Genomic DNA, 12,442 nt, shown 5'->3' on the forward strand with positions numbered 1-12,442 from the left:
AATTCAAACCATGAATTAATCAATAATCGCTATATTGGCTATTTTCTTCTGACAGGAAATGAGTTCTTCCTGAACGGTGAATAACACTTCTTGTCGATCTCCGGGTTGAGCATGGCGTAATACGTCGCTAACCTCATTCAATGTTTTCTCTTCAATCATCTGCAGCTGTTTTAAATACATCTTTTCTTTGTCAAAGCTGACATCTTTTACCGTATCTGTGTACAGTTCACGCGCCTTGATCGCATAGGAGGGGATGTCATCCTCCTCTACATCCGATTCGGGTTTCCCGGTGCGCTCTCAGTTGCAACGCCGCGTATTCCTTGATGCGGATGATCTCATCCAGCTCTCTCACCAATCCATGGTTATCGATATTGTCGATCGCTTTTGCGTAAATATTATTGCCGCTTTCAATCAGGTTTATAATAAAATCAAGATCTTGATTCTTCATAACGCCTCCAATGAACTCTGATGGCTTTCTGCTCGCAGTGACATTTTCTGCTCAATATTGTCTGCTTACTATTAATATAAGGCATGTATTGTGCCAGTCTGTCTAAATCAGCCGATGCTGCCTGAAAGCAGGCTTAGCAGACTCATTTATTATCAGTCACTACAGTGGGCCGGAATTTTTTACAACTTTTTCCGGCCTGAACTGAAAATATTACAATCTTCGTGCAGGGTATTGACCAAAAATAGCGGCTTGAGCGCTTTTTAAAACCTGGCATGAAATTGGCTTTATTAATATTAAGGCTTATTCATAACAGATAGGCTGGCACAGATACTTACTACGGAGATATTGATTACAGAAAGATACTTTGAGTGTTTAACAATATTCACTATTGATGACGACGGTCAGTATCGGTGCACTCATTAAATATCGATCAAACAGTAAATGTCGATAAAACAGTAAGATTTTGGATTAAGTGGAGGAACTCATGGCAACAGCAAGAAAACAGCAAGATGAACCCCAGGAAAAAATCGAAGACGCTTATCACAAGACTGAAGAGGCCACTCTGGAGGCGGTCGGTCAGATCAAAGAGAAAGTGATGGAGGAGATCGAAGCTGGACAAGAGAGCCTGAAATCAGCAACCGATCAGGCGGGTAATTTTGTCAAAGAACGTCCTCTGCTCAGTGTGGGCTGTGCATTCCTTGCAGGCTGGGCGATCTCTAAGCTCATCAAGTAATACCCTATTGATATGAAGCCTGAACAGCAACCGACCATGGCCACCGATGACGGTGGCCAATCCTCTTCCCCTGAGTCTGAAGGCCGTGCGCAAAGCGGAGCCGATCCGGTCAATGATCTGCACAGCTTATGGCAGCAGTTAAACCTGTGCCAGCAACGCTTCCTGGCATGGGCTGATTCCACCACTGAGCTGTTTTCGCTTGAACTGAAGACCAGCCTGGCGGCGATTCGGCAGATGATAGTGCTGCAACTGCTGTTGATTTGTCTGGCAGTGTTTTTTGTACTGAGTTTGTGCGGAGGGGTCGGCCTGGTGGTGTACCACTTTACTCTCAGCCTGCTCGCCGGGTACGCAGGATTTGTGGTGGCGCTGGGCTCTGTACTGGCCGGACTCATCTGGCAGCAGGCCCGACTGGCCAGTTTGGTTGGATTTGGTAATACCGTTGCACAGGTTAAGGAAGGTTGGGATGTGGTCAGTAAGCAAACGCAAAGCGGCGATTAAGTTAAAGCGTAGTGAGGGACAAATGCTGAGCCGTCAATGTCGGCTATCATGGAACTTGTTCACCCGCTCACTGTTGAATTACGCCACCGCCTATCCGCTGCAAAGCGGCGGTATTTTGTGCCTGGCTGCAGTGTGTCTGACCCGCAGCCGCTCCCGGCCCCTGATGGCCCTGGGTTCACAGATAGCCCGTATGCTGGCACCGCAGATACGCCAAAAGATAGTCGCTTACCAGGCGCGTCAGTCTGCCCCCCGCTAACGCCAGACCGCTGAAAAATAACAGGGAGTCGACGATGAACCATAATTATTATGCTGCGCTGATCCGAAGCATGGTGGCGCTTAGCCTGTTGATCGGCCTCTATTTTACTCAATCTCTGATGCTACCAATTTTTATCGCCGGGTTCGTGTCACTGCTCTGTGCTCCGATAGTCACAAAGTTAAGCCGAATGGGGATCCCGCGCCTTATTAATGTGGTGGTGCTGCTGATGACCCTGTTGGCGGCACTGTCTCTTAGTGCAGGCTTTCTGGCTGAACCCGCCCAGCAGTGGTGGTCCAAACTGCCATCGGTGATGAAAGAGATGTCCCAGCAGTTCAATCACTCTTCATCTGCCAAGGCCGGTGGCGATGACTCTTTTATGGAAGTGATTGAAAATGCCAATGTGGGAGAAATCAAAGCCAATACAGCCTTGTCGGTGGCTAAAGAGGTGGTCAAGGCGACCCCGACCATAGTGACCCAGCTGTTTATCGCGCTGTTCATGGCGTTCTTTATGCTCAGCTATGGACGCACTTTATTGCGTCAGTTTTTACGTCAGCTCCCCAGTTTTGCAGACAAAAGGGTTGCGATAGAAGTAGTACGCGAGATCCAGGCCAGCTTATTCCGCTATCTGAGTACGATCACTGCCGTTAATATTGGCCTCGGCGTCGCGGTCGGTACTGTACTGGCGATGCTGGGGATGGAAGATGCGTTTTTGTGGGGCGCGTTTCGCCGCGCTGATGAACTTTGCACCGTATCTCGGGCCAATGATTTCAGTCGCCTGTTTTGGTTTGGTCGGTTTTCTGCAGTTTGATTCGTTGCAATACGCATTGATCATCATCGCCGCGTACCTGGCTCTCAACATCATTGAAAGCCAGTTTGTGACCCCGACACTGCTCGGCGATAAATTTAATCTAAATCCTTTGGTAATTTTTGTCTGGCTGGTGTTATGGGGCTGGATGTGGGGCGCAATGGGTGTGTTGATTGCCGTCCCCCTGCTGGTCTGCGTTGATATTTTTCTGGCCAGAACCCGGTTGTTCGGCACCTGGTATCAGGTGCTGCACAATGAGTCGTCGGAGACAACTGGTGTGAAGGGCGCATCAAAAAGATTAAGTAATAAAGCACTAGTGCCCTGAGAGGATGTGATTTTATCAGGGCCAGAAACGAGAAAAGCCCAGCTAAATTAGCTGGGCTTTTGAATTTGGCTCCCCCTGCAAGACTTGAACTTGCGACATACGGATTAACAGTCCGCCGTTCTACCGACTGAACTAAGGGGGAATTGCTTAATGCGGGGAGGATGGTATCCAGCTGACCGGAATGTGTCAACCTTTCCCTGTGAAAAATATAAGATTTTTTTTGCGAGAAAGGCTTTACTTTTCTGTATCCCTTACCGGGCTTACGCTGGATTTAGTTATCCACTAATTTTGTGGATAAGTATGTTGATGGATTCTTAGTAATTATATTTGTCGGTAAAGCTTAAGTGAATACTCTAAATGTAATCGTTTGCTTTTTGGTTTTAACTTGTTGTTTTAACTTGATTTACCTGGGTTATGCACTGTTTTTATCTTTGCTCGGTGACGGGATATGTCAGGGCTGAAAAAAGCCAAAATAGGGCAATCTGGGGAAAACCAGTGGATTATTTTTAGGGAAATTATGTGCCGAACGGCTGATGGGGTGAAGGATAATAACAAACCCCGTCAGCATATGCCAACAGTATTTGTGTTATTTCGTCGATCGGCAGCACAACAATTGCGTATCTAATCTTAACAGCCGTTGCGGCCAATATTCGCTTGCCATTGCCCGGCGCGAACGGCGACAATAACCTGTACAGAAAAACAGGCCTGATGAGGACGACATGAGCAAAGCATTTGAATTGGTGTCTGAATATCAACCTTCCGGTGATCAGCCAGAAGCGATTCGACAGTTATTAGAGGGGATCGATGCCGGATTGGCACACCAGACCCTGCTTGGTGTAACCGGTTCGGGGAAAACTTTTACCCTGGCTAATGTGATTGCTCAGGCTCAGCGTCCGGCCATCCTGTTGGCGCCCAATAAAACCCTGGCAGCTCAACTGTATGGCGAAATGAAGAGTTTCTTTCCCAACAATGCGGTCGAGTATTTTGTTTCTTACTACGATTACTATCAGCCAGAAGCTTATGTCCCGACCACCGATACTTTTATTGAAAAAGATGCGGCAGTCAACGCGCACATTGAGCAGATGCGTCTCTCTGCGACCAAGGCTCTGCTCGAGCGTAAAGACGCGATTATCGTTGCTTCTGTGTCTGCGATTTATGGTCTGGGCGATCCCGATTCCTACCTGAAAATGATGCTGCATTTGCGCCGTGGTGATGTGATTAACCAGCGCGATATGCTGCGCCGCCTGGCGGAGCTGCAATACTCACGTAATGATGTGGCATTTGAACGCGGCCAGTTTCGGGTGCGAGGCGAAGTCATTGATATTTTCCCGGCTGAATCCGAGCAGGAAGCGGTGCGGGTCGAGATGTTTGATGACGAAGTCGAATGCATTAGTCTGTTTGACCCTTTGACCGGGGTTATCAAACAGCGGGATTTGCCAAGATTTACTGTTTACCCGAAAACTCACTACGTCACGCCGCGCGAGCGGATTCTTGAAGCCATTGAGCAGATCAAGCAAGAGCTGGTGGTGCGCCGTCAGTATCTGCTTGATAACAATAAGCTGCTTGAAGAACAACGTATTTCGCAGCGTACCCAGTTTGACATCGAAATGATGAATGAACTCGGCTTCTGTTCCGGGATTGAAAACTATTCACGCTATCTGAGCGGCCGTTCGGAAGGCGAGCCGCCTCCGACCCTGTTTGACTATCTGCCGCATGACGGTTTACTGGTCATTGATGAAAGTCACGTTACCGTGCCGCAGATCGGCGCGATGTATAAAGGTGACCGTTCGCGTAAGGAAACCCTGGTGGAATACGGTTTTCGGTTGCCTTCGGCATTGGATAACCGTCCGCTCAAATTTGAAGAGTTTGAATCGATCGCGCCGCAGACGATTTTTGTGTCCGCGACGCCCGGCAAATATGAGATGGAAAAATCAGACGGTGAAGTGGTCGATCAGGTTGTGCGCCCGACCGGGCTGCTTGATCCTCAGCTGGAAGTCCGTCCGGTTGCAACTCAGGTCGATGACCTGTTATCCGAGATTCGTATTCGTGCCGCCCAGGATGAGCGGGTGCTTGTCACCACACTGACTAAGCGTATGGCCGAGGATTTGACCGAATATCTGCACGAGCATGAGGTCAAAGTGCGTTATCTGCACTCAGATATTGATACGGTAGAGCGGGTGGAAATTATTCGTGATTTGCGCCTGGGTGAGTTTGACGTGCTGGTCGGTATCAACCTGCTGCGCGAGGGACTGGATATGCCGGAAGTTTCGCTGGTGGCGATTCTGGATGCAGATAAAGAAGGCTTCCTGCGCTCCGAGCGTTCCTTGATCCAGACGATCGGTCGCGCCGCACGTAACCTGAAAGGCAAAGCGATTCTCTACGCTGACAGCATTACCAACTCGATGAAAAAGGCGATGGATGAAACCAATCGCCGACGCGAGAAACAGCAGGCGCACAATGAGAAAATGGGCATCAAGCCCCAGGCGCTCAAGCGTAATGTTAAAGACATTATGGAGTTAGGTGATATCACCAAGTCGCGTAAGCAGAAAACCAGTAAAGTGGTGCCTCTGGGCAAGGTTGCAGAAACGTCAGCCAGCTACGATACTATGTCACCACAGCAGTTGGAAAAAGAGATCAGCAGGCTGGAAGGGCAGATGTACAAGCACGCTCAGGATCTGGAGTTTGAACTGGCCGCAGAGAAGCGGGATCAGATTGAGCAGCTGCGTCAGCAGTTTATCGTCAACAGCTAAAAAAAAAGCCAATAGTAATCGTCTATTGGCTGTTATATCGTGAATATCGTATTCACTAACAACGTCAGTTGGCTAGGTGACCCTTGCGGGTCATACAGACTTAAGCATTTTGTATGCCAGCGTTACAAAAGCGCTTAAGTGACGGAATACTGACCTTGTTTTAGCTGTTTACCTGTCTTTCGTTTGCAAAATGCAATTCCAAATGCGATTATTAAGCAAAATGCAAAAAAATAAATGGCTAGGTTATGCAACTTAACGATATACATCAAAAGTTGAAGTATTTGCTGATGGTCGAAGACACAGCTTCGGTCGCGGCTCTGTATCGTTCTTATCTGACTCCTCTGGAGATCGATATCAATATTGTTGGTACCGGGCGTGACGCGATCGAAAGTATCGCGAAACGGACTCCGGATCTGATCCTGCTCGATTTACGTCTGCCGGATATGACGGGGATGGATGTACTGCACGAAGTGAAGAAGCAATCGCCGGATGTTCCGGTGATTTTCATGACCGCGCACGGCTCTATCGATACAGCAGTAGAAGCAATGCGGCACGGTGCTCAGGATTTCCTTATCAAACCGTGTGAAGCGGACCGTTTGCGTGTCACGGTGAATAATGCGATCCGTAAGGCCAGCAAGCTTAAAAATGACACCGACAGCACCAACCAGAATTACCAAGGCTTTATCGGCAGCAGCCACAATATGCAAGCGGTCTATCGCACCATTGACTCAGCTGCGAGCAGTAAAGCCAGTATCTTCATCACCGGTGAAAGCGGTACAGGTAAAGAAGTGTGTGCCGAAGCCATCCATGCCGCCAGTAAGCGCGGCGACAAGCCGTTTATCGCCATTAACTGTGCTGCCATTCCGAAAGACCTGATCGAAAGTGAGTTGTTCGGTCACGTCAAAGGTGCCTTTACCGGTGCCGCCACCGATCGTCAGGGTGCGGCTGAACTGGCAGATGGCGGTACTCTGTTTCTGGATGAATTGTGTGAAATGGATCTGGACTTGCAGACTAAGCTGCTGCGCTTTATTCAGACCGGTACTTTTCAGAAAGTTGGTTCATCGAAAATGAAGAGCGTGGATGTCCGTTTTGTCTGCGCAACCAACCGTGACCCCTGGAAAGAGGTGCAGGAAGGACGCTTTCGTGAAGACTTATACTACCGCTTGTACGTGATTCCGCTTCATTTGCCGCCACTGCGTGAGCGTGGTGACGATGTGATTGAAATTGCCTATTCCCTGTTGGGCTACATGTCTAAAGAAGAAGGGAAGGGATTTGTCCGTCTGGCTCCGGGAGTGGTCGAACGGTTCAGAAAGTATGAGTGGCCGGGCAATGTGCGCCAGCTGCAGAACGTGCTGCGTAACGTGGTGGTATTGAATGAAGGCTGTGAGATCGCACTTGAAATGCTGCCACCGCCGCTGAGTCAGCCGATTGAATCGGAAAATAGTTTGCCAAATGTTGGTCAGGGTCGCATTTCTGTGCATGAAATTTTCCCATTATGGATGACAGAGAAACAGGCGATTGAAAACGCCATCGAAGCGTGTGATGGTAATATTCCGCGTGCGGCGGGTTATTTGGATGTCAGTCCATCGACCATTTATCGTAAGCTGCAGACCTGGAACGAAAAAGAACAAGAAAAGGAAAATGAAAAGTAGGTCTATATGGAAGTGTTGAATCAAACTAAGGTAGACAGTCTGGCCCGGGAAATCGGTGAAGAGAATGTGCCGGTTTTAGTCGAAATTTTTCTTGGTGAACTTGATATGTATCAGCAGAATCTCAGCAGTGATCAGCTGGACGATAAAGTGCAGTACCTGAAAGAGATCAGCCATGCTCTGAAAAGCAGTGCGGCGAGTTTTGGTGCTGAGCTGCTGTGCGCTAAAGCTGTCGAGATCGACAGTCGAGCCAAGTCCGGTGAGGGCATTGATGAAGCGCATGATACCGCCAGCATGATTGAGCTGCTGGAGCGTACCCATCAGCGTTACTCACAGCTTGCCTGCTGAATTCAGTGCTGTGCTACCGGTAGCCATCTCAGGATGATACTCACGCATAAACAAGATACTCACGCATAAACAACAAGAGCCGCAAATCTGCGGCTCTTGTTGTTTATGTGGTTATGCCATTACTGCAATTCTGATGCAGTGACTATGGAATCAATGCGGCGTGGTATCAACGAGTGAATGCAGTTCTGCATGTTTCCACCCCATGAAGTTTCGGTGAACTCTAATCAGTTTCTGCCAACCCAATCAGTTTCTACCAACCTAAGTAGTCTCTGTAACCAACTCCGCTTTGTGCCGATTAACTCAGCGGCATTAGTGCCAGTTGTTCTTCGATGGCCTGGCGCAATTTGAGACGGTCATGGCGCCAGTCACGGTTGGGTGAGGCCAGATCTCGGGTCACGCAGTTCCAGGCATCGGTCAAAGGTGTCTGGTGCGGTTTACCACCTAAAACAACATCAATACGCCGCCCCTGGCAGGCTCGTTCACACCAGTTCAGTTTTTGCTCCAGTGACATGCGTCCCGCCGGGCCATATTCCGGCGACAGGTTTCTCGACAAAAATCAGTTTGGCCGACGTGTTGCTTTCAATGGCCTGACCGATTTCCGGCAGCAGCAATGGCGGCATGATACTGGTCAGGAAGCTGCCCGGACCGAGGATAATGGCATCAGCTTGTTCTATCGCGCTGACCCCTTCCCGGGTTGCAGGTACTGCTGGCGTCAGATCGAGGCGCTTCAGATCCTGCTCCATCTCATCAACGCTGGTCTCACCGGTAACCCACAGGCCATCAACGGACAGCGCTTTGAGATCAGAGGGGTGCTCTGACATGGGGACGATATTGACATCAACCTTCAACATGGTCCGAATCAGGTTGATCGCATCCAAGGGTCTGACCGAGAGGTTATCAAGTGCGGTCAGCATCAGGTTGCCCAGATTGTGGCCGTCGAGTTCCCCTGAGCCTTTAAAGCGATATTCGAACATCATTGAGCTGATAGAAGGCTCGGTAATCAACTGATTGATGCAGTTGCGGGTGTCGCCCCAGGCAATACCGCCCTGGCAATCCCGGATTCGTCCGGTCGAGCCGCCGTTGTCGGTTGTAGTCACAATACCGGTTGCGTTTGAGCCAAATATTTTCAACGCAGCCAACATGCGCCCTAAGCCGTGCCCGCCACCGATAGCGACCACTTTTTTATTTTTGTAAAGAGTCATTGTATTCTGCTGTTATTTTTACAACCCGCTTCAATGTAGAGCAAAGCCCGGCATACGGATACTAATTTCGAGCGACAGGTACTCATTTCGAGGTACAGGTACATATTTCGGGGTGGTATAGGTACATATCTCAAGGCACAGTTACTTATTCCGCGTTACAGGTACTTATTTCGAGGTAAATTGTGCCGCTGGTAAGTTTTTTTCCCACCGAGGGTGGCATCAATTATACTTTTTAAGTATTTTACCAATATGCTGCTATTGAGCGCTTTTTAGTTGTTTCTCTTTAGTTGCCATAACTCCGAGCTTAGTTCAGCTAAGTCTGCTGTATATCAAAAATATGTCAGATACGCTGCCTAAGCCAGTGACTTTGTGTCACAAGGGCATAGTTGGAAATGACGTTGCCTCCCGTGTTTGGAAAGGTGTATCGTGGCGCAACAATTCGAAGATAGATTTCAACGCAAGTTCTATTACTTGCGCTTGTCCGTTACAGATGTCTGTAACTTTAAATGTACGTACTGTTTACCTGACGGCTATCATCCGTCGGGCAATAAAAACTCCTCTTTTTTGACTCTGCCTGAGATCGAACGCGTGGTGAACGCGTTTGCTGAATGCGGTACTTCCAAAGTCCGTATTACCGGCGGAGAGCCCAGTCTGCGTAAAGATTTTACCGACATTATTCATACTGTCGCATCGACGTCCGGTATCGAGAAAGTCGCGACCACAACCAACGGCTATCGTATGGCCAAAAATGTGGCGCAATGGAAAGAAGCCGGGCTGACCCATATTAATGTCAGTGTTGATAGCCTGGATCCGCGTATGTTTCACCAGATCACCGGCGAAAACCGCTTTCATCAGGTGATGCAAGGGATCGACCGCGCGTTTGAAGTGGGGTATGAGCAGGTCAAAGTCAATGTGGTGCTGATGAAAGATCTTAACACCCAGGACATGCCTAAGTTTCTGGAGTGGATTCGTCATCGTCCGATCCAACTGCGTTTTATTGAATTGATGCAGACCGGTGAGATGGATGATTTGTTTAACAAACATCATGTATCCGGTACGGCAATTCGTAATCAGTTGATTGCTGATGGCTGGATCCTGAAGGCGCGCGCCAACAATGATGGCCCGGCTCAGGTGTTTGTGCATGCGGATTATCAGGGCGAGATTGGTTTAATCATGCCTTATGAGAAGAACTTCTGTACCAGTTGTAACCGTCTGCGCATTTCAGCGCTGGGCAAACTGCACCTATGTCTGTTTGGTGAACACGGCGTTGAGCTGCGTGATCTTTTACAACAGGACGAGCAGAAGAATGAGCTGATTGAACGTATTCAGTCCCAGTTGCAAACCAAATCGGTCAGCCATTTCCTGCATGACGGAAATCCGGGTATGACGCCTCATCTCGCCTCTATCGGCGGCTAAACGGCCGACAGTGAACGGTTCAAAACCAAAAATTTATGATGGCCTTGCAGACAAGGCTAATTTTCATCCAAAGCTTTATTGTGATTAACGCTTAATGCCATTACAAAGCTTAATATCATCCAAAGCTTAATGTCATTACAAAGAACTGAAAGGTGAACAAATGGGTCACGCAGAAAACAAATTTCAACCTGCCAACATTGCCGTCCTGACTGTGTCAGATACCCGTACTGAAGAAACAGATACTTCAGGCCGTTATCTGGCGGAACAACTGCAGGAAGCCGGACACAAACTGGTCGATAAGCAGATCGTGATTGATGATATGTACAAAATCCGCGCGGTGGTTTCGCAGTGGATTGCGGATGAAAATGTGCAGGCGGTAATGATTACCGGCGGTACCGGCTTTACCTCGCGCGACAGCACGCCGGAAGCGCTTAAGCCACTGTTTGATAAAGAAGTGGAAGGTTTTGGTGAGCTGTTCCGTATGGTTTCTTATGATGAAATCGGCACCTCGACGATTCAGTCTCGCGCGCTGGCAGGCTTTGCTAACCACACGGTCATTTTTGCGATGCCTGGTTCGACCGGTGCCTGCCGTACCGGCTGGACTAAGATTATTCGTCAGCAAATGGATGCCAGCCATCGTCCGTGCAACTTCATGCCACACTTGTCAGTGTAAGGGGAGGCGGATGAACCAGTTTACTCATATCAATGCTTCCGGCGAGGCCAACATGGTCGACGTGTCAGGTAAAACTGACACCGTACGCGAAGCTCGTGCTGAAGCCTTTGTACGCATGGCACCTAAAACCCTGCAACTGATTGTTTCGGGCCAGCATCATAAAGGTGACGTGTTTGCCACGGCGCGTATTGCCGGTATTCAGGCCGCGAAGAAAACCTGGGATCTGATCCCGCTGTGCCACCCTCTGCTGCTGTCGAAAGTGGAAGTGCAACTGGAGGCGATAGAGGCGGACAACCTGGTCCGGATTGAATCTGTGTGCAAACTGGCGGGTAAAACCGGTGTCGAAATGGAAGCGCTGACGGCCGCGTCTGTGGCTGCGCTGACCATTTACGATATGTGCAAAGCGGTACAGAAAGATATTGTGATTGAACAGGTCCGTTTGCTGGAAAAAACCGGTGGTAAATCCGGGCATTTTAAGGTGGATGCATGATTAAAGTTCTGTTTTTTGCTCAGACGCGTGAGCTGGTGGAGTGTGACAGTCTGACTGTTGAGGCGTCATTCGAAACTGTTGAAGCGTTACGTGCCCATCTTGCGGCCCAGCCAGGTAAATGGGAGCTGGCGTTACAGCCAGGCAAGCTTTTGGCGGCGGTCAATCAATCGATTGTGGCGCTTGATTCTGCTCTCCAAGACGGAGATGAAGTGGCGTTTCTTCCCGCCGGTGACAGGTGGCTGAGATGGATAACCGAGTTTCGGTACAGAACGATGATTTTTCCGTGGCACAGGAGTATGCGGCGTTGGCTGAGGGTACACAAGCCGGTGCGGTGGTGACCTTCGTCGGGAAAGTGCGTGATATGAATCTGGGTGATAATGTGACCGGTCTGCATCTGGAGCATTACCCCGGGATGACTGAAAAAGCCTTGCTGAACATCTGTGACGAGGCGCAAAGTCGCTGGCCCCTGCTTCAGTTGCGTGTCATTCACCGGGTAGGCGATCTCGATATCGGCGATCAAATCGTTTTTGTTGGTGTGAGTAGTGCCCATCGCGGTGCGGCTTTTGAGGCATGTGAGTTTGTGATGGACTACCTCAAAACAAAAGCACCGTTCTGGAAAAAAGAACGCACGACCGACAGCACGCGTTGGGTTGAGTCACGAGATTCAGATAGTAAAGCCGCACAGCGCTGGGAAAAATAAGTTCGGTTTGTTTCCGTTAAACGGCGGTAATCTTGGTTTGGAAAGCGGCAGAGAGGCAGAACTCTCTGCCGCTTTTATTTTGCCGACTGATTATCTCTGGTCGCTTTAGCTGTTGTTATTATTTGGGTTTATGCATCTTTATGACGACT

14 protein-coding genes, 1 tRNA gene, 2 pseudogenes and 1 riboswitch are annotated in these 12,442 nt (G+C 49.1%); of the genes and pseudogenes, 13 read left to right on the plus strand and 4 right to left on the minus strand.

The genetic code is table 11. The annotated features are described in order from the left end of the window. Positions 1-15: 15 nt before the first annotated feature. Positions 16-180 carry a hypothetical protein gene (locus ABDK09_11940; GenBank protein ID XAW90176.1) on the minus strand — a complete coding sequence of 55 codons (165 nt, stop codon included), beginning with the start codon at positions 178-180 and terminating at the stop codon, positions 16-18. A gap of 76 nt (positions 181-256) precedes the next feature. After that, positions 257-448 (minus strand): hypothetical protein, encoded by a 192-nt coding sequence (locus ABDK09_11945; GenBank protein XAW90177.1) that lies wholly within the window; start codon positions 446-448, stop codon positions 257-259. A 484-nt stretch (positions 449-932) separates the two neighbouring features. Here ABDK09_11945 and ABDK09_11950 point away from each other — a divergent pair, with 484 nt between their 5' ends. The 5 genes from ABDK09_11950 to ABDK09_11970 are packed head-to-tail and all read left to right on the plus strand — an operon-like array spanning position 933 to position 3,065. Next, positions 933-1,181, plus strand: a complete 249-nt coding sequence (locus ABDK09_11950) for a hypothetical protein (GenBank protein ID XAW90178.1) — start codon at positions 933-935, stop codon at positions 1,179-1,181. A gap of 12 nt (positions 1,182-1,193) precedes the next feature. Next, entirely contained in the window at positions 1,194-1,679 is a 486-nt protein-coding gene (locus ABDK09_11955) for a hypothetical protein (protein ID XAW90179.1), read from the plus strand. Next, the gene (locus tag ABDK09_11960) at positions 1,645-1,935 is read left to right on the plus strand and encodes a hypothetical protein (protein XAW90180.1); all 291 of its coding nucleotides are present in this window, start codon (positions 1,645-1,647) and stop codon (positions 1,933-1,935) included. The genes ABDK09_11955 and ABDK09_11960 overlap by 35 nt, the downstream gene beginning before the upstream one ends. A gap of 34 nt (positions 1,936-1,969) precedes the next feature. Then, positions 1,970-2,743, plus strand: a complete 774-nt coding sequence (locus ABDK09_11965; protein XAW90181.1) for an AI-2E family transporter — start codon at positions 1,970-1,972, stop codon at positions 2,741-2,743. After that, on the plus strand, positions 2,697-3,065 hold the full coding sequence (locus ABDK09_11970) for an AI-2E family transporter (GenBank protein ID XAW90182.1): 369 nt from the start codon (positions 2,697-2,699) through the stop codon (positions 3,063-3,065). Before ABDK09_11965 ends, ABDK09_11970 begins: the two co-directional genes overlap by 47 nt. A 66-nt stretch (positions 3,066-3,131) precedes the next feature. On the opposite strand, the gene ABDK09_11975 is transcribed toward ABDK09_11970, so the two are convergent. Next, a tRNA-Asn gene (locus ABDK09_11975) sits at positions 3,132-3,207 on the minus strand. A gap of 577 nt (positions 3,208-3,784) precedes the next feature. On the opposite strand from ABDK09_11975, the gene uvrB reads away from it, so the two are divergent. The 3 genes from uvrB to luxU all read left to right on the plus strand — a co-directional run bounded on the left by uvrB (position 3,785) and on the right by luxU (position 7,812). Continuing rightward, on the plus strand, positions 3,785-5,815 hold the full coding sequence (gene uvrB, locus ABDK09_11980; protein ID XAW90183.1) for an excinuclease ABC subunit UvrB: 2,031 nt from the start codon (positions 3,785-3,787) through the stop codon (positions 5,813-5,815). Between the two features lie 287 nt (positions 5,816-6,102). Then, a complete protein-coding gene (gene luxO / locus ABDK09_11985; protein ID XAW90184.1) occupies positions 6,103-7,467 on the plus strand; it encodes a quorum-sensing sigma-54 dependent transcriptional regulator LuxO in 1,365 nt (454 codons plus the stop codon). A 6-nt stretch (positions 7,468-7,473) separates the two neighbouring features. After that, a complete protein-coding gene (gene luxU / locus ABDK09_11990) occupies positions 7,474-7,812 on the plus strand; it encodes a quorum-sensing phosphorelay protein LuxU (GenBank protein ID XAW90185.1) in 339 nt (112 codons plus the stop codon). A 295-nt stretch (positions 7,813-8,107) separates the two neighbouring features. On the opposite strand, the pseudogene ABDK09_11995 reads toward luxU, so the two are convergent. Further along, positions 8,108-9,014 (minus strand): annotated as a pseudogene (locus ABDK09_11995) (YvcK family protein). Between the two features lie 284 nt (positions 9,015-9,298). Next, a riboswitch (molybdenum cofactor riboswitch) is annotated at positions 9,299-9,452 on the plus strand. Between ABDK09_11995 and moaA the strand changes: the two are divergent. The 5 genes and pseudogenes from moaA (at position 9,441) to moaE (ending at position 12,293) form a co-directional block, all read left to right on the plus strand. Further along, positions 9,441-10,430: a GTP 3',8-cyclase MoaA gene (moaA, locus tag ABDK09_12000; GenBank protein ID XAW90186.1), complete on the plus strand. Its 990-nt coding sequence runs from the start codon at positions 9,441-9,443 to the stop codon at positions 10,428-10,430. (Overlaps the previous riboswitch by 12 nt.) A 160-nt stretch (positions 10,431-10,590) precedes the next feature. After that, positions 10,591-11,103, plus strand: a complete 513-nt coding sequence (gene moaB / locus ABDK09_12005) for a molybdenum cofactor biosynthesis protein B (protein XAW90187.1) — start codon at positions 10,591-10,593, stop codon at positions 11,101-11,103. Between the two features lie 10 nt (positions 11,104-11,113). Then, positions 11,114-11,593, plus strand: coding sequence for a cyclic pyranopterin monophosphate synthase MoaC (gene moaC / locus ABDK09_12010; protein XAW90188.1), 480 nt, complete (start codon positions 11,114-11,116; stop codon positions 11,591-11,593). Beyond that, positions 11,590-11,836, plus strand: a pseudogene (moaD, locus tag ABDK09_12015) (molybdopterin synthase sulfur carrier subunit). Before moaC ends, moaD begins: the two are co-directional and overlap by 4 nt. A gap of 1 nt (position 11,837) precedes the next feature. Beyond that, positions 11,838-12,293: a molybdopterin synthase catalytic subunit MoaE gene (moaE, locus tag ABDK09_12020; GenBank protein ID XAW90189.1), complete on the plus strand. Its 456-nt coding sequence runs from the start codon at positions 11,838-11,840 to the stop codon at positions 12,291-12,293. Positions 12,294-12,442 lie beyond the last annotated feature (149 nt).

Origin of the sequence: Vibrio sp. CDRSL-10 TSBA, assembly GCA_039696685.1 — a bacterium.
Classification (GTDB): Bacteria; Pseudomonadota; Gammaproteobacteria; order Enterobacterales; family Vibrionaceae; genus Vibrio.

Bases quoted from the DNA above. Each gene is read 5' to 3' on its own strand.
- ABDK09_11940 (XAW90176.1), bottom strand. From the start codon at position 180: ATGTATTTAAAACAGCTGCAGATGATTGAAGAGAAAACATTGAATGAG.
- ABDK09_11945 (XAW90177.1), bottom strand. From the start codon at position 448: ATGAAGAATCAAGATCTTGATTTTATTATAAACCTGATTGAAAGCGGC.
- ABDK09_11950 (XAW90178.1), top strand. From the start codon at position 933: ATGGCAACAGCAAGAAAACAGCAAGATGAACCCCAGGAAAAAATCGAA.
- ABDK09_11955 (XAW90179.1), top strand. From the start codon at position 1,194: ATGAAGCCTGAACAGCAACCGACCATGGCCACCGATGACGGTGGCCAA.
- ABDK09_11960 (XAW90180.1), top strand. From the start codon at position 1,645: ATGTGGTCAGTAAGCAAACGCAAAGCGGCGATTAAGTTAAAGCGTAGT.
- ABDK09_11965 (XAW90181.1), top strand. From the start codon at position 1,970: ATGAACCATAATTATTATGCTGCGCTGATCCGAAGCATGGTGGCGCTT.
- ABDK09_11970 (XAW90182.1), top strand. From the start codon at position 2,697: ATGATTTCAGTCGCCTGTTTTGGTTTGGTCGGTTTTCTGCAGTTTGAT.
- uvrB (XAW90183.1), top strand. From the start codon at position 3,785: ATGAGCAAAGCATTTGAATTGGTGTCTGAATATCAACCTTCCGGTGAT.
- luxO (XAW90184.1), top strand. From the start codon at position 6,103: ATGGTCGAAGACACAGCTTCGGTCGCGGCTCTGTATCGTTCTTATCTG.
- luxU (XAW90185.1), top strand. From the start codon at position 7,474: ATGGAAGTGTTGAATCAAACTAAGGTAGACAGTCTGGCCCGGGAAATC.
- moaB (XAW90187.1), top strand. From the start codon at position 10,591: ATGGGTCACGCAGAAAACAAATTTCAACCTGCCAACATTGCCGTCCTG.
- moaC (XAW90188.1), top strand. From the start codon at position 11,114: ATGAACCAGTTTACTCATATCAATGCTTCCGGCGAGGCCAACATGGTC.
- moaE (XAW90189.1), top strand. From the start codon at position 11,838: ATGGATAACCGAGTTTCGGTACAGAACGATGATTTTTCCGTGGCACAG.